Here is a 17891-nt window from a genome sequence, read left to right on the forward strand (position 1 = left end):
AAGCAGGCCGGGGTATCAACATATCTGGCGTTGACTTTTGGCACGCTGTTGAGTTCTCAAGGAACGGACGCTTCCTTCGGTCCCGTTTCACCGGGCCCCTCCGGGCGCTTCCCTTCGTTCTTGCGTTTCCGACTCTATCAGACTCTTTCGTGTCCGATTCCCGGTCGAAGCGGGTTCTGCTTTTTGCTTCCAGGTAATTCGCTTTCGCGGTCTTCCCTTTCGGCGAGTCCGACTCTATCAGGCCCTTTCCGTTTCCCTGACCACGTCTCACAGGCACGCCGAAGAGAGGTTCAGGGTTAGGATCTGGGCTTAAAGGTCGCCGCCGACCCCCGACTCAAAGTCGCGTTGGGGTCAGGCAGGAGTACGACAGTACAGGCCGCCGGGGATCGAGGCAAATCGCTTGCGGTGCATCCCTGGGCCTGTCAACCGGGCGGTCTCGGGCGGAACCGGGACTTCATATGACTTACTCTGCTGAGCAGTACGCCGTCCCCAACATCAGCCGCGGCGGCGACACCTGAATCTCCACCCCCTGGGAGGCTCCCCATGACCAACGTGACGTCCCCTCTTGCTGGACGCGCCATCGGACTCACCGCGGTTCCCGACCCGGTCTTCTCCGGCGCGATGGTCGGTCCCGGCACCGCCATCGACCCCGTACGTGAGCCCTCCGAAGCCGTTTCCCCGGTCGACGGCATCGTCGTCTCTCTGCACCCCCACGCGTTCGTCGTCGTCGACGCCGACGGGCACGGGGTTCTGACGCACCTCGGTATCGACACCGTCCAGCTCAACGGCGAGGGCTTCGAGCTTCTCGTCAACAAGGGGGACACGGTGACCCGGGGCCAGAGCATCGTGCGCTGGGACCCGGCCGGCGTCGAGGCGGCCGGTAAGTCACCCATCTGCCCGATCGTGGCCCTGGAGGCCACCGCCGAGTCGCTCTCCGATGTCCGTGAGGACGGGGACGTGAAGATCGGCGACACGCTGTTCGGCTGGCAGTGACGCGTCGGGCGCAGTGACAAGCCAGGTGCACAACCACCGCGGTGACTCGGTCGCCGCACAACCGGAGACGGGTGAAATGGAGACAACGCTGCGAGGCGTCGGCGTGAGCCACGGTGTGGCCATCGGCGAGGTTCGGCACATGGGTACGGCGGTGCTGGAGCCGCCCGCCAAATCGATTCCCGCCGAGGAGGCCGGTCGCGAACAGGGGCGCGCCCGGCAGGCGGTGGAGGCGGTCGCGGCCGATCTGATCGCGCGCGGCAATCTGGCCGGCGGCGAGGCACAGCACGTGCTCGAGGCGCAGGCCATGATGGCCCAGGACCCCGAGCTGATGTCCGATGTCGACCGGCGCATCGCGGTGGGCAGCACCGCCGAGCGCGCTGTGTACGACGCGTTCGCCGCGTACCGGGCGCTGCTCGCCAATGCCGGGGAGTACCTGGCGGGGCGGGTCGCCGACCTCGACGACGTACGGAACCGGATCGTGGCGCGGCTGCTCGGCGTGCCGATGCCCGGAGTTCCGGACAGCGACGAGCCCTATGTACTGATCGCGCGCGACCTCGCGCCGGCCGACACCGCACTGCTCGACCCGACCCTGGTGCTCGGCTTCGTCACCGAGGAGGGCGGGCCGACCAGCCACAGCGCGATCCTGGCGCGGGCGCTCGGCGTCCCCGCCGTGGTCGCTCTGCCGGGCGCCGGTGAGCTGGCCGAGGGCACGGTCGTCGCGGTGGACGGCAGCACGGGCGAGATCTTCGTCGACCCGAGCGCCGAGAAGCGTGAGGAGATGGAGGCCGCGGCTGCCGCTCGTAAGGCGGCGCTGTCCTCCTCGACGGGTCCGGGTGCCACGTCGGACGGGCACAAGGTGCCGCTGCTCGCCAACGTCGGCGGTCCGGGCGATGTGCCCGCGGCGGTCGAGGCGGGGGCCGAGGGTGTCGGGCTGTTCCGCACCGAGTTCCTCTTCCTGGACGACAGCAAGCAGGCTCCTTCCGAGGAGAAGCAGGTCGCGGCCTACCGAGCGGTGCTGGAGGCGTTCCCCGAGGGGCGTGTCGTCGTGCGCGTACTGGACGCGGGCGCCGACAAGCCGCTGGACTTCCTGACGCCGGCCGACGAGCCGAACCCGGCGCTCGGTGTCCGGGGGTTGCGCAGCCTGCTGGACCACCCCGACGTGCTGCGTACCCAGCTGACCGCGCTGGCGAAGGCCGCCGAGGGTCTGCCGGTGTACCTGGAGGTCATGGCGCCCATGGTGGCCGACCGCATCGACGCCAAGGCGTTCGCGGACGCGTGCCGTGAGGCCGGACTGCAGGCGAAGTTCGGCGCGATGGTGGAGATTCCGTCCGCCGCTCTGCGGGCGCGGTCGATCCTCCAGGAGGTCGAGTTCCTTTCGCTCGGCACCAACGACCTGGCGCAGTACACCTTCGCGGCCGACCGTCAGGTGGGTGCGGTGTCGCGGCTCCAGGACCCGTGGCAGCCGGCTCTGCTGGATCTCGTCGCGCTCTCCGCCGAGGCGGCTCATGCCGAGGGCAAGAGCTGTGGTGTCTGTGGGGAGGCCGCCGCGGATCCGCTGCTGGCCTGTGTGCTGACCGGTCTGGGTGTCACCTCGCTCTCCATGGGTGCCGCGTCCATTCCTTATGTGCGGGCCACGCTGGCCAAGTACACGCTGGCCCAGTGCGAGCGTGCGGCGAACGCCGCCCGGTCGGCCGACTCCGCCGAAGAGGCGCGCAACGCCGCTCAGGCTGTGCTGTCGGGCGAGTAGCCACACCGCGCTGTTCCGTCGGAGGGGCTTCCCGTCATGTGGCGGGGAGCCCCTCCTGTTGTGTGCGGGTGTCAGCGGTGGGGCTCCGCGGGATCGGCTCCGATGTCGAATCCCGCGCTGTACTCCACGCCGGATTCCGGGGAGACGGGCTCTCCGGTCTCGGCGTCGGTGCAGTAGGCGTTGAAGACCTCGCCCGCGGTGAGCGGGGCGAGGGCACCGTGGGCCAGTCGCCAGCCGTGGACGCGGTCCGGACTGCCGGGGGCGCTGGTGCGGAGCACCACTCCCCCGGGCGACTCCAGGGCGATCGCCACCGCGAGCACGGTGGCGAATTCCGCTCCTTCCGAGGTGTCCAGGCGGGCCGGTCCCGTGGTGTCGCGGTGGGTGTGGAGCACCGCCAGGAGCTGGTCGCTCTCCGTCGGGGTGGAGCAGACCAGGTGGTGGGTGCCCGGTCCTGCCGTTTCCAGCAGGCGCGTCAGGAGGTGGGAGGCCCGGTCGAAGGCCGCCCGTCCGATGTCCTGGCCGCAGTCCACGCAGGCGCCGAGGTCCGCGAGGAGAAGGGTGGCGTACTCCCAGGTGGCCTGGCGGACCGCGCGGGAGACCAGGAGCGGGATGAGGTCGGTCAGGCGTTGGCCGGTGTAGGCGACCGTGGCTCCGGCGGCGGCGATCTCGGCGGTGAAGCGGCTGCGGCTGGCGCCGGTGTCCGCGTCGAGTCCGGACTCCGCGCAGAACTCTGCGTAGTCCTCGGGGTCGAAGAGGGCGATCGTGGTGTGCATGCCCTGGGCGGCCAGTGCTTTGAGCAGGCCCTCGACCTGGTGCAGGTAGGCGGTGTGGTCGTCGAAGGGGAAGGTGCGGTAGCGCCGCATGGCTGCGAAGTCCTGCTCGTCGACCAGGAGGCCGACGGTGCTGGGGGCTTCGCGGCGCAGTGTGCGTCGCAGGGTCGTGCCGGGTTTGGTGCGGTGCTTCGCGTTGTGTGCGGAGCCGTGTTCGGTGTTTTCCGTCTGCGCCATGTGTCCCCCTGTGCGCGGTGAACTCTTGCTCACTCAGCGTAACCAGGGGGACTGACAAGCGGCCTAGCTGCGGCGGTTCGCGGCCAGCTCGGCGTAGAAATGGAGGAGTTCGAGGTTGTCGACGGAGCCCGGGTTGACCGCCTTGGCGAGCTCGGTGCCCTGGAGCAGGCGCTTGACCGGAACCTCGATGCGTTTGCCGGTGAGGGTGTGCGGGATCGCGGGGACCTCGATGACCTCGTCCGGTACGTGGCGCGGGGAGAGGTTCTCGCGGATGGTCGCCTTGATCGCCGCTCGCAGGTCGTCGTCGAGGGTGGCCCCTTCGGCGAGGTGGACGAAGAGCGGCATCCAGTATCCGCCGTCGGGCTCTTCGAGGCCGATGACGAGGGACTCGCGGATCTCTGGGAGCCGTTCGACGGCCTCGTAGATGTCGGCGGAGCCCATGCGGACGCCCTGGCGGTTCAGGGTGGAGTCGGAGCGGCCGTGGATGATCACCGAGCCGTGGGCGGTGATGGTGATCCAGTCGCCGTGGCGCCAGACGCCGGGGTACATGTCGAAGTAGCTGTCGTGGTAGCGAGAACCGTCGGGGTCGTTCCAGAAGCGGACCGGCATGGAGGGGAGGGGGTTGGTGACGACCAGTTCGCCGACCTCGCCGGTAAGGGGCTTGCCGGACGGGTCCCAGGACTGGAGGTCGGTGCCGAGGCAGGGCGCCTGGAGTTCGCCGATGTGGACGGGGAGTGTGGGGACGGCTCCGGCGAAGCAGCTGCAGACGTCGGTGCCGCCGCTGACCGAGGCGATCCAGAGGTCCTCTGCCACCTCGTCGTGGAGCCAGCAAAAGCCGTCGGGCGGGAGCGGGGAGCCGGTGGTGGCCACGCACTGGACGCGGGAGAGGTCGAAGTCGCGGCCCGGGTGGATGCCGGCCTTGCGGCAGGCCATGACGTACGCGGCGGAGGTGCCGTAGAGGGTGGCGCCGGTCTGTTCGGCGACCCGCCACTGGGCGCTGACGTCCGGGTAGCCGGGGCTGCCGTCGTACAGGACGACGGTGGTGCCGGTGAGGAGGCCGGAGACGAGGAAGTTCCACATCATCCAGCCGGTGGAGGTGTACCAGAAGAAGCGGTCCTCGGGGCCGAGGTCGCAGTGCAGGCCGATCTGCTTGAAGTGTTCGAGCAGGATGCCGCCCTGGGACTGGACGATGGCCTTGGGCAGGCCGGTGGTGCCGGAGGAGTAGAGAACCCAGAGCGGGTGGTCGAAGGGGACCTGCTCGAAGACCGGCTCGGTGTCGGCGGAGGTGAGGGCGGCCCAGGCGCGGGCGCCTTCGGGGGTGTCGGTGCCGAGCAGCGGGATGTGGACGACGGCGCGCAGGGTGGGCAGTTCGCGGCGGAGTTCGGCGACGGTCTCCGTACGGTCGTGCTCCTTGCCGCCGTAGCGGTAGCCGTCGACGGTGAACAGGACGACGGGTTCGATCTGCTGGAACCGGTCGAGGACGCTGCGGGCGCCGAAGTCGGGAGCGCAGGAGGTCCAGACGCCGCCGACGGCCGCGGTGGCCAGGAAGGCGACGACGGCCTGCGGGATGTTCGGGAGGTAGCCGCTGACGCGGTCGCCGGGGGTGACGCCGAGGGCGCGGAGTTCGGCGGCCAGGGCGCCGACCTGGCGGCGGAGGTCGGCCCAGCTGACGGGGACCTGGGTGTGCGTCTCGTCGACGTACAGGAGGGCGGGGCTGTCCGCGCGGGCCGGGTCCTCGGCGGTGCGCAGGGCGTGTTCGGCGTAGTTGAGGGTGGCGCCGGGGAACCATGTGGCGCCGGGCATGGTGCGGTCGCCGATGACGCTCTCGTACGGGGTGGAGAAGCGGATGTCGAACCACTCGGCGACGGCCTGCCAGAAGGTGTCGAGCTCCTCGACGGACCAGCGGTGCAGGGCCGCGTACCCGCCGTCGGCCGGGGCGCCGAAGCGGCTCGCGGCCCAGCTCTGGAAGCGGGTCACGGCCGCGGCCTCGATGCGCTCGGGGCTGGGCTGCCAGAGGGGGGCGTCGGGCGTGGCTGCGGTCATCGGGCGGCTCCCTGGCTGGACGGGTACGCGGGTGGCGTGTCGGCGCGCACGGGCTGGGGTGTGCGCGTGAGCGGCTGACACGGACGATGCCATGTGATCGTCTTCGGCACCAGAGTGGGCCGGCGTGAGGCGGACTTCTGTTTCCTCGGCCGGAGCGGGTGAACGGGAGTTGAACGGGAGGTTCTGCGGTCCTGGCGGGTGGCAGGGTGTGCGCCATGGACGGTCGTGACCTGGTGCGTCGGGTGAAATTGGTCGGTTCGGTACGGGGGATGCGTACGGTGCGCGCGGCCTGGCGGCGCCGGTCGGCGGATGCACGTGCGCTGCCTCCGCGCGGTGCGGAGCGGGCTCGGGTGCCCGGTGCCCTGCTGGGGGCGGAGCCGGGGCCCGGCGGGGGTGTGGTGCGGTTCGCCCGTTCGGAGCTGCGGATCCGGGTGGCGGTGGGCGGTGCGGTGTTCTGGGCGTGGGACGGGGCCGGTCCGCTGCCGTCGTACGCGTTGGCGGGTGAGGTGCCCGGGCCGGATCCGCGGGCGGTGCTGGAGCCGGACAAGGACGGTGGCTGGCAGGTGGTCTCCGAGCGGCTGACCGTGGTGGTGTCGCGGACCGGTGCGGTGGAGCTGCGGACGCCGGGCGGGGTGCTGCTGCGGCGGGAGCTGCCGCCGCGCTGGTGGGAGCCGGTGGGCGGGGGTGTGGTGCGGTGGGTGCAGCGGTCGGAGGTGCCGGCGGACGCGCGGTTCTTCGGTCTTGGCGGGCGGGCTTCGGGACCCCGGCTGCGGGACGGGGCGTACGGGCTGTGGAACACGGACCCGGGCGGGCGGTTCGGCCCGGGGGACGATCCGCTCTATCTGACGATGCCGGTGCAGGTGGTGGTGTCGGACGCGGGGACGCATCTGGCGTTCCACGACAACACCTGGGCGGGCCGGGTGGTCGTACATGAGGGCGAGGAGGGCGCGGGTTCCGGGCATGACCGGCCGGGGACCTGTGAGGTGCGGATGGAGGGCGGTCCGCTGCGGTGCTGGGTGGTGGCGGGGACGCCGGCCCGGGTACTGCGGGGCTGGACGGCGCTGACGGGTGCGCCGGCGGTGCCGCCGTCGTGGGCGCTGGGGCCGCAGCACTCCCGGTGGGGGTTCGGGAGTGAGCGGGAGGTGCGGCGGGTGGTGGCCGGGTACCGGGAGCGGGGGCTTCCGCTGTCCGCGCTGCATCTGGACATCGACCACTACGACGCGCACCGGGTGTTCACGGTCGACCGCGAGCGGTTCCCTTCGCTGCCCGGGCTGGCGAAGGAGATGCGCGACGAGGGTGTGCGGCTGGTGTCGATCGTGGATCCGGCGGTGAAGGCGGCGCCGGGGGACACCGTGTTCGACGCGGGCGTGGCGGTCGGGGAACGTGGGGCGTACGTCCGGGACGCGCGGGGGCGGGTCGTGGTGGGCGAGGTGTGGCCCGGCGCCTGCGTCTATCCGGATTTCACCGATCCGGTTGTGCGGGAATGGTGGGGATCTCTGTACGGGGAGCGGCTTGCGCAGGGCTTCTCGGGGGTCTGGCACGACATGAACGAGCCGGTGTCGTTCACCGCGTTCGGAGATCCGTCCCTGCCGCGTTCGGCCCGGCACGTCCTCGAGGGCGCGGGTGGTGATCATCGCGAGGCACACAACGTGTACGGGCTGGCGATGGCGCGTGCCGGGTACGAGGGACTGCTCCGGCTGCGTCCCGAGGAGCGGCCGTTCCTCTTCTCACGCTCGGGGTGGGCGGGGATGCAGAGGTACGGGGGCACCTGGTCCGGTGATGTGTCGACCGGGTGGCCGGGGCTGCGGGCCTCGCTGTCGCTGGTGCTGGGTCTCGGGCTGTGCGGGGTGCCGTACTCGGGCCCGGACGTGGGCGGGTTCGACGGCTTCCCGTCGCCGGAGCTGTATCTGCGGTGGTTCCAGATGGGCGCGTACCTGCCGTTGTTCCGGACTCATTCGGCGATCGACGCGGGGCGCCGTGAGCCGTGGGAGTTCGGGCCCGAGGTCCTGGAGCACGCGCGGGCGGCACTGGTGGAGCGGGAGCGGCTGCACCCGTACTTCGTGACCCTGTCCCAGGTGGCGCGGCTGTCGGGGGCGCCCTATGTGCGGCCGCTGTGGTGGGCGGCGCCGGGTGACCGGGCGTTGCGGGGGTGCGAGGACGCGTTCCTGCTGGGCGATGCGCTGCTGGTGGCGCCGGTGATGGAGAGCGGGGCGGACCGGAGGGTGGTGCGGCTGCCCCGGGGGCGCTGGTACGACACGGTGACCGGACAGGCGTACGAGGGGCCGGGGCCCGTGGTGGCCGACGCGCCGCTCTCCCGCATACCGGTGTTGGCGCGGGCCGGGGCGGTGATTCCGGTGCGGGACGCGGACGGTGAGCTGGAGCTGGAGGTGTGGGCGCCGGCTCCGGGGCGTACCGGAGGCGGGCTGGTGGTCCGCGACCCGGGTGACGGGTGGGCCGAGGCCGAGGTGGAGCGGTATGTGTCGCGGTGGGAGGGCGAGCGGGTCGTGGTGGAGCGGGACGGTGGGGCGGGGGCGGTCGGGCTTCCGGTGCGGGTGCGGGGGGTGGTGGAAGGGTAGCGGAGCGCCCTACGGCGGGGCCCTCGGGCCGAGCCCCCGTACCTGACCGGTCCTTCGCGCGGAGCGTCGTACGCCGGGGGCGGTGGTCTCAGCCGTAGCGGCCCGCGAACCAGGCGTTCACCGCTTCCGTGTGCAGCGGGAAGGCCAGCGGGCGCGGGGCGTGGAGGATCTCGTAGCCCGATGTCTCGTGGGTGGGGACGGAGGGCGGCAGGCTCGCGATGGGCCGCTGCGGGAGGAGCCCGAAGACCAGGAGGTGGCCGGCGGTGTCGCTGAGGGCGTCGGCGAGACGGACGTCCTGTTCGTCGGCCTCGATCCCGGTCTCCTCACGCAGTTCGCGCACCACCGCGTGGCGCCAGTCCTCGGCGTGGTCGACGAAGCCGCCGGGCAGCGCTGTGCCGCCCTTCAGCGGCTGAATGGTGCGCGTGATGACGACGAGTCCGGCTGAGCTCGGGCCGGTCACGGGGAGCAGGGCCACGGCGACCGGGAGCGGGTTGCGGTAGGCCGTCATGCCGCAGCGTGCGCAGGAGCGCGGCCAGGCGCCGGGGGCCGGCAGAGCGGTGTAGGGGGCTCCGCAGGTGGAGCAGTGGGAGTCCTTGACGTACGGGGACGGCCGCCGACCGGGCGTCGGGGCGGGGCTGCTGACGGGCTCGGACACGGGCGGACTGTATCCGATCGTCCTTTCGCCGGGGCGGCGAAGCTGATGGACGATGTGCCCATGACAGGAATGCGTACCGCTCTCCGCGCCCTGGCCACCGCTGCCGCCGCCCTGCTCGTGGCCACGGCCGCCTCCCCCGCGCCCGCCGCCTCCCCCACGCCCGCACAGTCCCCTCCCGGATCGGCTCAGGCACCGGCCCGTGCCGAACCGAAGGCACCCGACGGGTTCGTGCCGTTGCGTTCGGTGGATGCGACGATCATCCAGGAGATGCGCTACGCCACGGCGCACACCTTCCTCGGCGAACGCGTGGACGGCTATCGGCAGCCGGTCTGCATCCTGACCCGGCCCGCCGCACGTGCCCTGCACCTGGCGCAGAAGCAGCTGCTGCGGCAGGGGTATTCACTGAAGGTGTACGACTGCTACCGGCCGCAGCGAGCGGTGGACCACTTCGTGCGCTGGGCGAAGGATCTCGACGACCAATCCATGAAGGGCGAGTTCTATCCGGTGGTCGACAAGAGCCGGTTGTTCGAGGACGGTTACATCGCGGAGAAGTCCGGACACAGCAGGGGCAGCACGGTGGACCTGACGCTGGTCCGGCTGCCGGCTCTGCCGACCAGGCCGTACCGTCCGGGCGAGCGACTGACGCCCTGTTTCGCCCCGCGGGGCGAGCGGTTCCCCGACAGCTCGGTGGACATGGGGACCGGTTACGACTGCTTCGACACCCTGTCACACACGGACGACCCCCGCATTCAGGGCGTGCAGCGCGCCAACCGGCAGTTCCTGAAGCGGACGTTGACCGAGGTGGGGTTCGTGAACCTGCCCGAGGAGTGGTGGCACTTCACCTTCAAGCCCGAGCTGTTCCCGGACACCTATTTCGACTTCCCGGTGGGCCGGAGGCCGGTAGCCGGGCACTGAAAGAACGGGCGACCGGGACCACCCCCGTGGGCTCCGGCCGCCCGTTCTCCACTTCGGACGCGAAAGGGGCGTGTTCGGTTGCCGGCCCGGCGACTACGGTGCCCGTATGTCACAGCAGACGTTCGATTCGTACGAGGAATTCTGGCCGTACTACGTCGCGATGCACTCCCGCGCCGCTACGCGCTGGGTCCATCTGACCGGCACGCTCACCGGCCTCACCATCGCCGCCTACGGGCTGGCGCGGGGCCGGAAGCGGTACCTGGCGGCGCTGCCGCTGATCGGGTACGGCACGGCCTGGCCCGCGCACTTCCTGATCGAGAAGAACAACCCGGCGACGTTCGGGCATCCGGCGTGGTCGCTGCGAGGGGACGCTCGGATGATCGGGATGATGCTGGCCGGCCGGGACGCCGAGCTGGCGGAGACCGCGGCGAACTGGCTGGCCGAGAACGGCTGAGCCCCGTACGGAGAAGCTCTGCCGGCCTCCCCTCTCGCAGGGGAAGACCGCCCGTGACAAACTGCTGACGTTTCGTCAGATCCAGGGTACGGGAGGGGCTTTGCCGCGCACGCGCAAACCCGTGGTGGCCGGTTGGTTCACCGAGCACACCGCGGACGAGGAGTTCCGGCTGCTGGGCACCCGCTGCTCGGGCTGCCGGTCGGTCCACTTCCCCCGCGAGGACGGCCACTGCCGCAATCCGGGCTGCCCCGGCGGGGAGCTGGTGGAGGTACCGCTGTCGAAGCGGGGCACGGTGTGGTCCTGCACCGACGGGCGTTACCGGCCCCCTCCCCCGTACGCCAGCGATCCCGAGGTGCCCTGGGTGCCGTACACCCTGGTCGCCGTGGAGCTGGCGGCCGAGCGCATGGTGGTGCTGGGGCAGGCCGCGCCCGGGGTGGGCGTGGACGATCTCCCCGTCGGCTCGGTGGTGGAGGTGGTGCCGGGCGTCCTGGACGAGGACTCGGCGGCAGGCACCGTACACACGACGTGGAACTGGCGGCCCGTCGCGGCCTTCCCGGCCGTTCCGGCCGCTCCGGCGGGAGAGGCTCGGTCATGACCGGCGATGTGGCCGTCCTCGGGGCCGGGATGCACCCGTGGGGCAAGTGGGGGCGCAGCTTCGTGGCGTACGGGCGTGCCGCCGCGCGTGCCGCTCTCGACGACGCGGGCATCGGGTGGCCCGAGGTGGGGTCGGTGGTGGGTGCGCAGACGGTCCGGGGCGGCTACCCGGGGTACGTGGCCGGAGCGACGTTCGCGCGGGCACTGGGGTGGCAGGGGGCGCGGGTGACCTCCGTGTACGCCGCGTGCGCGTCGGGGGCACAGGCGATCAACACCGCGCGGGCCCAGATCCTGTCGGGTATGGCGGACGTGGTCCTGGTGGTCGGGGCCGACGCGGCGCCCAAGGGGTTCTTCGCCCCGGCGGGCGGGGAGCGGCCGGACGACCCGGACTGGCTGCGGTTCCGGGTGCTCGGGGCGACGAACCCGGCGTACTTTGGGCTGTACGCGCGCCGCCGGATGGCCCTGTACGGGGATGCGCCGGAGGACTTCGCGCTGGTCAAGGTCAAGAACGCGGCGGCGGGGGCGCTCAACACGTACGCCCGCTACCGGACGCCGGTGACGGCCGAGGAGGTCGCCGCCTCCGCGATGGTCGCCGACCCGCTGCGGCTGCTGGACATCTGCGCCACCTCCGACGGGGCCGCCGCTCTGGTGCTGTGCAGCATGGAGTTCGCGCGGCGGCGCGGAGTGGCCGGCCCGGTGCGCATCCCGGCCGTCTCCACCGTGACGCCGACGTTCCCGCGGACCGTCCTCGATCTGCCGGACATCGGCACGGACTCGGCGGTGGCCGTGGAGCCCCCGGCGGACAGCTTCCGGGCGTCGATCGCCCGGGCCGCGTACGAAGAGGCGGGGATCGGGCCGGAGGATCTGTCGCTCGCGGAGGTCTACGACCTGTCCACCGCGCTGGAGTTGGAGTGGTACGAGGACATCGGACTCTGCGGTCCGGGTGAGGGCGCCAAGCTGGTGCGGGAGGGAGCCACCGCGCTGGGCGGCCGGATCCCGGTCAACGTGAGCGGAGGGCTCGCCTCGTTCGGCGAGGCGGTGCCCGCACAGGCGATCGCTCAGGTCTGCGAGTTGACCTGGCAGTTGCGCGGCCGGGCCGGGGACCGGCAGGTTCCGCGAGCCCGGGTGGGCATCACGGCCAACCAGGGGCTGTTCGGGCACGGCTCGGCGGTGGTGGTGGTCCGGTGAGCACACCTTTTGCCCGCGCTTGACTTGACGGCCCGTCACGACCGCAGAACACTCACAGCCCGGGTCCGCCGGACGACGTGCGGCCCGTACCCCTGTCGGCGGGGGTACGGGCCGCTCGCGTACCCCTGTCAGGTGGCGACGGGCCGGCGGTCCCGTGCCGCGCGCTCCAGGGCGTGCTCGACGACCGCGACCAGAACGTCACGTACCGAGGAACGGTCCCGTGCGTCGCACAGCAGCACCGGGACCTCGGGATCCAGATCGAGGGCCGCCTGCACGGTCTCGGCGGGGAACTGTCCCGCCCCGTCAAAGCAGTTGACGGCCACGGTGAACGGGATCCGGCGGCGTTCGAAGTAGTCGACCGCGGCGAAGCAGTCCTCAAGACGCCGGGTGTCGGCGAGGACGACCGCCCCCAGCGCGCCCTGGGCCAGCTCGTCCCAGAGGAACCAGAAACGGTCCTGGCCCGGCGTGCCGAAGAGGTAGAGGACCAGGTCCTCGCGGACCGTGATCCGGCCGAAGTCCATCGCGACTGTGGTCGTGGTCTTGGACTCGACCCCCTCCAGGTCGTCCACCGGGCGGCCCGCCTCGCTCAGGCGCTCCTCCGTACGCAGCGGTCTGATCTCGCTGACCGCGCCGACCGCGGTCGTCTTGCCGACGCCGAAGCCTCCCGCCACCAGGATCTTCAGGGTGACGGGCTCGACGGGCCGCTGCTTGACGCGGCTAGAGCGCCCGAAGGCCATTGATTACCTCGCGAAGAATGTTCACGTCCGGCAGCTCGGCCGGTGGAACGGGACGGGTGACGTGCACCAGCTCGTCCTCGACGAGATCGCCTACCAGGACCCGTACCACCCCTACCGGGAGATCGAGTTCGGCGGCGAGCTCGGCGATCGACTGGGGCATGTCGCTGCAGAGTTCGACGATCGTGACGTGTTCGGGCGCGAGCGTCTGGTCCCGGCCGGGGTCCTCGGCGGCCGGTTCGGGCACGACGAGGGCGATCAGGTCGAGCCGGTGCCGGGAGGCACTGCTGGTACGCCCCCGGGTCATGGCGTACGGGCGGACGACCGGCCCGGCCTCCGCGTCGTACCACCGCGAGGACTGGGGGTCGGCCGTCATGCCCGGGGATCCGGGGTCCCTGGACCCGAGGTCCGACGAACCGGGGCCCGTGGACCCGCGATCCATGGATCCGGGGTCCGTGCCCCGGCGGGAGTCAGCACTCATGCCCGCCCCTCACCCTCCGGCGGGCAGACCGGTCGTCCGTGGGGCGTTGGCCAGGTGGGCCCCCACGCGCTTGACCATCAGCGTCATCTCGTACGCCACCTGGCCCACGTCGGAGTCCGCGTCGGCCAGGACGGCGAGACAGCTGCCGTCCCCGGCCGCAGTCACGAAGAGGAACGCCTCGTCCAGTTCGACGACGGTCTGGCGCACCCGGCCCGCGTCGAAGTGGCGGCCCACGCCCTTGGCGAGGCTGTGGAAACCGGATGCGACGGCGGCCAGATGTTCGCTGTCCTCCCGGGTCAGATCCTGCGAGGTGCCGGTGGCGAGCCCGTCGCTGGAGAGCACCAGCGCCTTGCGGATGCTGGCCACGCGCTGGACGAGTTCGTCGAGCAGCCAGTTCAGTTCGCCTGAGCCGTGGCGTGCGGGGTTGGGTGCTGCGGCGTTCGGTGCGGTCATCGACCGTTCCCTCCCGGAGTGGTTCCTGGTGCTGTTCCCTCGGGGCCGGTCGCGTCGTGAGCGTCCTCGGCGTTCTGCCGACGACCGCGCTGCCAGCCGCGCTGGAGTGAAGCCATGCGGTTGCGTACCTCGTCCGCGTCACGGTCGTAGTCGTCGACCGTGTCCACGGGCGCCCGGTGAGGAGTCCGGTCGGCGGACTCCTCACGGAGCTGATGGGCGAGGCTGGCCTGCCGGACCCGCCGGGGCAGGCCGCCCACGGTGTCGGGGGCCGTCGGGCCGTTCGGCGCCGGGGTTTCCTCGGGCCGCGTCTCGGTGGTGCGGGGTGGCTCTGGGGTGCGGGGTGGTTCGTCGGTGGTGCTGAGCGGTTCGGGGGCGCCCGGCCGTTCGGTGGTGCTGAGCGGTGCAGGTGTGCGCTGGGCGGCGCGGGCGGCCCAGGGGGTGGTGTGCGCGACCGGACCGGTCGGGGCGCGGGGCGCGGTCGCGGGCGGCTCGGCGGCGGTGGCATCGTCCTGGTCACGGTCCTGGTCGTCCACCCGGCGGCCCCGGTCGGTGACCAGGGTCGGCGGCGTACGGCGCGGCAGCGGTACCGGGCCCGTGGGGCGCATCGGGCGGACCTCGGCGGTGGCGCCTTCGCCGAGGTCGTGGGCCTGCTGGTGCTGTTCGCGGTCGGTGGCTCGGCGCCGGCTTCGGCCGTCGTCACCGCGCGGGTCCCGGGCGTCGTCGCGGCGCAGGTCGCGGGCGCGGAAGATGCCGCCGCGCTCGCTCTCGGTGTCCTCCAGGTCGGAGACGCCGTCGAGCACGGGCCCCAGGGCCGGATCGAGGGCCGGGTCCGAGGCGCGGTCAAGGCGGTCACCGACGACGTCCAGGGGGCCGACCAAGGCTTCCAGTTCCACCGGGCCGTCGAGCACCGCCGGTCCGGTGAGCCCGGTGGGGACCGGGGAGAGGACGGCGGACCGGCCGTTCGCCCTGCGGTCGCCGCCCGTCGGGGTGCCGTCGGCGGACGGGGCGTCGCCGTCGGTGCGGCCGCTGCCGATGGCCCGCTCGGCGCGGCGGTCGAGGCGGAAGCCGGTGCCGTGGGTGTCAGGGGCCTCGGTGAGGAGGGCCGCCGGGATGAAGACGACCGCGGTGGTGCCTCCGTACGGCGATTTCTGCAGGGAGACCCGGACGTTCTGCCGCTGGGCGAGCCGGCTGACCACGAAGAGGCCGAGGCGGTCGGTGTCGGAGAGCTCGGAGTCGGGGGTCTCGGCGAGCCTCAGGTTGGCGTCGAGAAGGACCTCGGGGGGCATGCCGAGGCCGCGGTCGTGGATCTCGAGGGTGAAGCCGTTGGAGACGCGTTCGCCGTGCACCTGGACCGCGGTGTGCGGGGGTGAGAAGACGGTGGCGTTCTCCAGGAGTTCGGCGATGAGGTGGGTGAGGTCGGCGACGGCGGGACCGCCCACGCCGATCCGGGGCAGCCGCCGGACCTCGATGCGTTCGTAGTCCTCGACTTCGGCGACGGCGGCCCGGACCACGTCCATGAGCTGGATGGGCTTGCGCCACTGGCGGGAGGGGGCGGCGCCGGAGAGGATCACGAGCCCTTCGGCGTGGCGCCGCATACGGGTGGTGAGGTGGTCGAGGCGGAAGAGGTCGGCGAGCTCGTCGCTGTTCTCGGTGCGGCGCTCCATGGTGTCCAGCAGGGTCAGCTGGCGGTGCAGGAGGACCTGGTTGCGACGGGCGAGGTTGACGAAGACCTCGGAGACGCCGCGGCGCATGTCCGCCTGCTTGACGGCGGCCTCGACAGCGGCGCGCTGAAGGGTGTTGAGCGCCTGGCCGACCTGGCCGATCTCGTCGCGCTCGTAGGTGAGGTGCGGGGCCTCGGTCTCGACGTCGACCTGTTCTCCGGAGGCCAGCCGCCGCATGACGCTCGGCAGGCGTACGCCGGAGACCTCGTGGGCGTCCTTGCGCAGCCGGGAGAGGTCACGGACGAGTTCACGGCCGATGCGTACGGAGACGAAGACCGAGACGATCAGGGCCAGGAAGCCGAGGACTCCGGCGATGCCGGCCTGGGCGAGGACCCGGTATCCGGCCGGTTCCGCGCGGTCCTGGAAGCGGTTGCCCATCTCCGTGGAGTCGTCGGCCAGCCGGTCGAGGACGGGCGGCGCCGCCTCCTGCCAGCGCTCGGTGTCGACGGCGCCGGGGCGTTTGGTGGGCCCGGCGGCGATCAGGACGTCCTCGGCGGTGCGCAGCGGTTCGGCGTCCGGACTGCTCCAGAACTGCTCGACCCGGCGGCGTTCGGCGGCGGGGAGGTTCTCCAGGCTGACCTCGTAGAGCAGGTCGCGCTGGGCCACCAGGCCGGATATCTGGCGCAGTTCGGCGGTGGTGAAGCGGCCCGCGATGAGGCTCGACGCGACCAGCGCGTCCTCGCGCGACAGTGTCTCGCGGGCCCTGGATATCCCGACGAGCGCCCGCATCTGCTTGTCCAGCGCTCCGTTCTCCGTGGTGTGGAGGCCGTTGAGGAAGCGGTATGCGGGGTCGACGAGGCCGTTGTAGAAGTCCAGCGCCTTCGCCCGGCCGATGGTGCGCTTCTCGACGGATTCGCGCAGGGAGTCCAGCCCGTCGACGGCGCTCAGGATCGCGTCGAGTCGGGTGCGGGCCTCGGCGTCGAGCGCCTCGCGGACGTCGTTCTGCCGGGCGCTGTGCCTGACCTCGGCCACGACCCGGTCGGTGTCGGCTCGTTGGCTCAGCAGCAGGGGCAGGGCGTCGGAGGCGCGGGGATCGGCCAGGAAGACCAGAGTCTGTCGGCGTTCCGCCTGCACGACCCGGACCGCCTCCTCCAGAGGGGCGGCGACCTTCTCGACGGTGCTGCTGACGCTCATCAGCTCGGTCGCCTGACGGCCGGTGACGTAGGTGGCGAGCACCCAGAGGCCCGTGAGGGAGACGAGCGGCACCAGCAACAACGCCACGATCTTCCTGCGGATGGACTTCCCGCGAAAGCGCATGGCCTCCCCCAGATCGGCCCCGCACCGCGGGGGTGGTCTTCTCCCGGTCGTCCCTCGCCCCTGCCCCGACGTTCGCCGTGCGTACACCGGCGCGCATCGGACGAGGCCTGCGAGGTCCGTCCTGCGTCAATAAACGGCGCGAGCCTACTACTGACACAGAGACAACTCGAAGACACGTCCATATGATTTTCAGCCGTCCGGCCAGGATTTGATCATGAGTTGTCCCGGTATTCCCGGAGATGAAATTCGCGAAAGCGACAGAGGATCCCCACCGATCCCCCGAGGACGGGCGCGGATCAGTTGGCTGGAATTATTCGTTCCGTAGCCTTCTGGGGCCCTGCGGTGGCTTTCTGCGGGAATCTTCGGAGCGGGTGGTTCGTCCATATGTACGGGGTAGACGCAGGGCGGGGGCGCGCGCGGCGGTACGGAGTCCATCCGCCGGCGTAGAACCGGCGCAAGCCGGGCAGCCACCCTGAAGTCGGACAGTGGTGGGGAGTTGAAGAACCTTGAGCACGCAGGAGCGCGGGAGCGTCGGAGCACCGGTCGGCACCGCGAGGGCGGACGCCGCGTACGGGGCGCGGGTTCCGCGGCAGTTGTGGGTGGAGGAGCCGGCCAGGAAACGGCGGATGCCCGATGCGGTGCGGACGGCGGCGGTGCGCGCCGTCCTCATCACGTCGCTGACGATCATCCAGGCGATGGTCGCCTTCCTGAGCACGTTGACCGGCTCCTGGCTGGCCTTCCCGATGGTGCTCAGCAGTGTGGCGAGCACGGTGGTCGCCACTTGGGCGGTGCTGGACGTCTGGGTCACCCGGCAGGTGTGGAACCAACGCCACGGCGTGGTGTCCGAGCCGAGCAGCACCGCCCGGCAGATGCGCCGGGAGCGACGGCGGGCCCAGGGGGCGGCGCGAGCGGCCGAGCGGGACGAGGCAGGCGGCGGGATACGCGGCCGCCGGAACGCCGGCGGTCTCTCCCGGGCGTGAGGCCTGTCCCGGGGGCCCAGCTCTCCCGGACGTGAACCCGGCCCGCGGGCCCAGCTCTCCCGGACGTGAACCCGGCCCGCGGGCCCGATGCCT

The 17891-nt window shown here is 71.8% G+C and carries 15 protein-coding genes; 8 read left to right on the top strand and 7 right to left on the bottom strand.

Annotated features, from left to right (window positions below):
* Window positions 1-543: 543 nt before the first annotated feature.
* The gene (locus ABZ154_RS20560; RefSeq protein ID WP_356834563.1) at window positions 544-993 is read left to right on the top strand and encodes a PTS glucose transporter subunit IIA; all 450 of its coding nucleotides are present in this window, start codon (window positions 544-546) and stop codon (window positions 991-993) included.
* 76 nt (window positions 994-1069) lie between these two features.
* Window positions 1070-2740, top strand: a complete 1671-nt coding sequence (gene ptsP, locus ABZ154_RS20565) for a phosphoenolpyruvate--protein phosphotransferase (RefSeq protein ID WP_356834565.1) — start codon at window positions 1070-1072, stop codon at window positions 2738-2740.
* Between the two features lie 71 nt (window positions 2741-2811).
* Here the strand turns inward: ptsP and ABZ154_RS20570 are convergent, their stop codons facing one another.
* Together ABZ154_RS20570 and ABZ154_RS20575 are read right to left on the bottom strand one after the other, a co-directional pair.
* Window positions 2812-3747 (bottom strand): hypothetical protein, encoded by a 936-nt coding sequence (locus tag ABZ154_RS20570; RefSeq protein WP_356834567.1) that lies wholly within the window; start codon window positions 3745-3747, stop codon window positions 2812-2814.
* Window positions 3748-3810: 63 nt separating this feature from the next.
* Entirely contained in the window at window positions 3811-5790 is a 1980-nt protein-coding gene (locus ABZ154_RS20575) for an acetoacetate--CoA ligase (protein WP_356834569.1), read from the bottom strand.
* A 215-nt stretch (window positions 5791-6005) separates the two neighbouring features.
* On the opposite strand from ABZ154_RS20575, the gene ABZ154_RS20580 reads away from it, so the two are divergent.
* The gene (locus ABZ154_RS20580) at window positions 6006-8366 is read left to right on the top strand and encodes a glycoside hydrolase family 31 protein (protein WP_356834571.1); all 2361 of its coding nucleotides are present in this window, start codon (window positions 6006-6008) and stop codon (window positions 8364-8366) included.
* A gap of 88 nt (window positions 8367-8454) precedes the next feature.
* On the opposite strand, the gene ABZ154_RS20585 is transcribed toward ABZ154_RS20580, so the two are convergent.
* The gene (locus tag ABZ154_RS20585) at window positions 8455-9021 is read right to left on the bottom strand and encodes an NUDIX domain-containing protein (RefSeq protein ID WP_356834573.1); all 567 of its coding nucleotides are present in this window, start codon (window positions 9019-9021) and stop codon (window positions 8455-8457) included.
* Between the two features lie 69 nt (window positions 9022-9090).
* On the opposite strand from ABZ154_RS20585, the gene ABZ154_RS20590 reads away from it, so the two are divergent.
* From ABZ154_RS20590 to ABZ154_RS20605, 4 genes are all read left to right on the top strand, one after another.
* Window positions 9091-9936, top strand: coding sequence for a M15 family metallopeptidase (locus ABZ154_RS20590; RefSeq protein WP_356834692.1), 846 nt, complete (start codon window positions 9091-9093; stop codon window positions 9934-9936).
* 106 nt (window positions 9937-10042) lie between these two features.
* Window positions 10043-10390, top strand: a complete 348-nt coding sequence (locus ABZ154_RS20595; RefSeq protein WP_356834575.1) for a DUF962 domain-containing protein — start codon at window positions 10043-10045, stop codon at window positions 10388-10390.
* Window positions 10391-10490: 100 nt separating this feature from the next.
* On the top strand, window positions 10491-10985 hold the full coding sequence (locus tag ABZ154_RS20600; RefSeq protein ID WP_356834577.1) for a zinc ribbon domain-containing protein: 495 nt from the start codon (window positions 10491-10493) through the stop codon (window positions 10983-10985).
* Window positions 10982-12172 (top strand): lipid-transfer protein, encoded by a 1191-nt coding sequence (locus ABZ154_RS20605; protein ID WP_356834579.1) that lies wholly within the window; start codon window positions 10982-10984, stop codon window positions 12170-12172. The genes ABZ154_RS20600 and ABZ154_RS20605 overlap by 4 nt, the downstream gene beginning before the upstream one ends.
* Before the next feature lie 128 nt (window positions 12173-12300).
* On the opposite strand, the gene ABZ154_RS20610 is transcribed toward ABZ154_RS20605, so the two are convergent.
* The 4 genes from ABZ154_RS20610 to ABZ154_RS20625 form a co-directional block, all read right to left on the bottom strand.
* On the bottom strand, window positions 12301-12909 hold the full coding sequence (locus ABZ154_RS20610) for an ATP/GTP-binding protein (RefSeq protein WP_356834581.1): 609 nt from the start codon (window positions 12907-12909) through the stop codon (window positions 12301-12303).
* A complete protein-coding gene (locus ABZ154_RS20615) occupies window positions 12890-13282 on the bottom strand; it encodes a DUF742 domain-containing protein (RefSeq protein WP_356834583.1) in 393 nt (130 codons plus the stop codon). Before ABZ154_RS20615 ends, ABZ154_RS20610 begins: the two co-directional genes overlap by 20 nt.
* 114 nt (window positions 13283-13396) lie before the next feature.
* A complete protein-coding gene (locus ABZ154_RS20620; protein WP_015607287.1) occupies window positions 13397-13840 on the bottom strand; it encodes a roadblock/LC7 domain-containing protein in 444 nt (147 codons plus the stop codon).
* Window positions 13837-16818, bottom strand: a complete 2982-nt coding sequence (locus ABZ154_RS20625; RefSeq protein WP_356834585.1) for a nitrate- and nitrite sensing domain-containing protein — start codon at window positions 16816-16818, stop codon at window positions 13837-13839. The genes ABZ154_RS20620 and ABZ154_RS20625 overlap by 4 nt, the downstream gene beginning before the upstream one ends.
* 626 nt (window positions 16819-17444) lie before the next feature.
* On the opposite strand from ABZ154_RS20625, the gene ABZ154_RS20630 reads away from it, so the two are divergent.
* Window positions 17445-17798 carry a hypothetical protein gene (locus ABZ154_RS20630; protein ID WP_356834694.1) on the top strand — a complete coding sequence of 118 codons (354 nt, stop codon included), beginning with the start codon at window positions 17445-17447 and terminating at the stop codon, window positions 17796-17798.
* Window positions 17799-17891 lie beyond the last annotated feature (93 nt).

The organism is Streptomyces sp. NPDC006261, from assembly GCF_040613515.1.
In the GTDB taxonomy this organism is placed as follows: domain Bacteria; phylum Actinomycetota; class Actinomycetes; order Streptomycetales; family Streptomycetaceae; genus Streptomyces.

Bases quoted from the DNA above. Each gene is read 5' to 3' on its own strand.
- ABZ154_RS20630 (WP_356834694.1), top strand. From the start codon at position 17,445: ATGCCCGATGCGGTGCGGACGGCGGCGGTGCGCGCCGTCCTCATCACG.
- ABZ154_RS20605 (WP_356834579.1), top strand. From the start codon at position 10,982: ATGACCGGCGATGTGGCCGTCCTCGGGGCCGGGATGCACCCGTGGGGC.
- ABZ154_RS20575 (WP_356834569.1), bottom strand. From the start codon at position 5,790: ATGACCGCAGCCACGCCCGACGCCCCCCTCTGGCAGCCCAGCCCCGAG.
- ABZ154_RS20625 (WP_356834585.1), bottom strand. From the start codon at position 16,818: ATGCGCTTTCGCGGGAAGTCCATCCGCAGGAAGATCGTGGCGTTGTTG.
- ABZ154_RS20590 (WP_356834692.1), top strand. From the start codon at position 9,091: ATGCGTACCGCTCTCCGCGCCCTGGCCACCGCTGCCGCCGCCCTGCTC.
- ABZ154_RS20560 (WP_356834563.1), top strand. From the start codon at position 544: ATGACCAACGTGACGTCCCCTCTTGCTGGACGCGCCATCGGACTCACC.
- ptsP (WP_356834565.1), top strand. From the start codon at position 1,070: ATGGAGACAACGCTGCGAGGCGTCGGCGTGAGCCACGGTGTGGCCATC.
- ABZ154_RS20615 (WP_356834583.1), bottom strand. From the start codon at position 13,282: ATGACGGCCGACCCCCAGTCCTCGCGGTGGTACGACGCGGAGGCCGGG.
- ABZ154_RS20570 (WP_356834567.1), bottom strand. From the start codon at position 3,747: ATGGCGCAGACGGAAAACACCGAACACGGCTCCGCACACAACGCGAAG.
- ABZ154_RS20580 (WP_356834571.1), top strand. From the start codon at position 6,006: ATGGACGGTCGTGACCTGGTGCGTCGGGTGAAATTGGTCGGTTCGGTA.
- ABZ154_RS20595 (WP_356834575.1), top strand. From the start codon at position 10,043: ATGTCACAGCAGACGTTCGATTCGTACGAGGAATTCTGGCCGTACTAC.
- ABZ154_RS20610 (WP_356834581.1), bottom strand. From the start codon at position 12,909: ATGGCCTTCGGGCGCTCTAGCCGCGTCAAGCAGCGGCCCGTCGAGCCC.
- ABZ154_RS20620 (WP_015607287.1), bottom strand. From the start codon at position 13,840: ATGACCGCACCGAACGCCGCAGCACCCAACCCCGCACGCCACGGCTCA.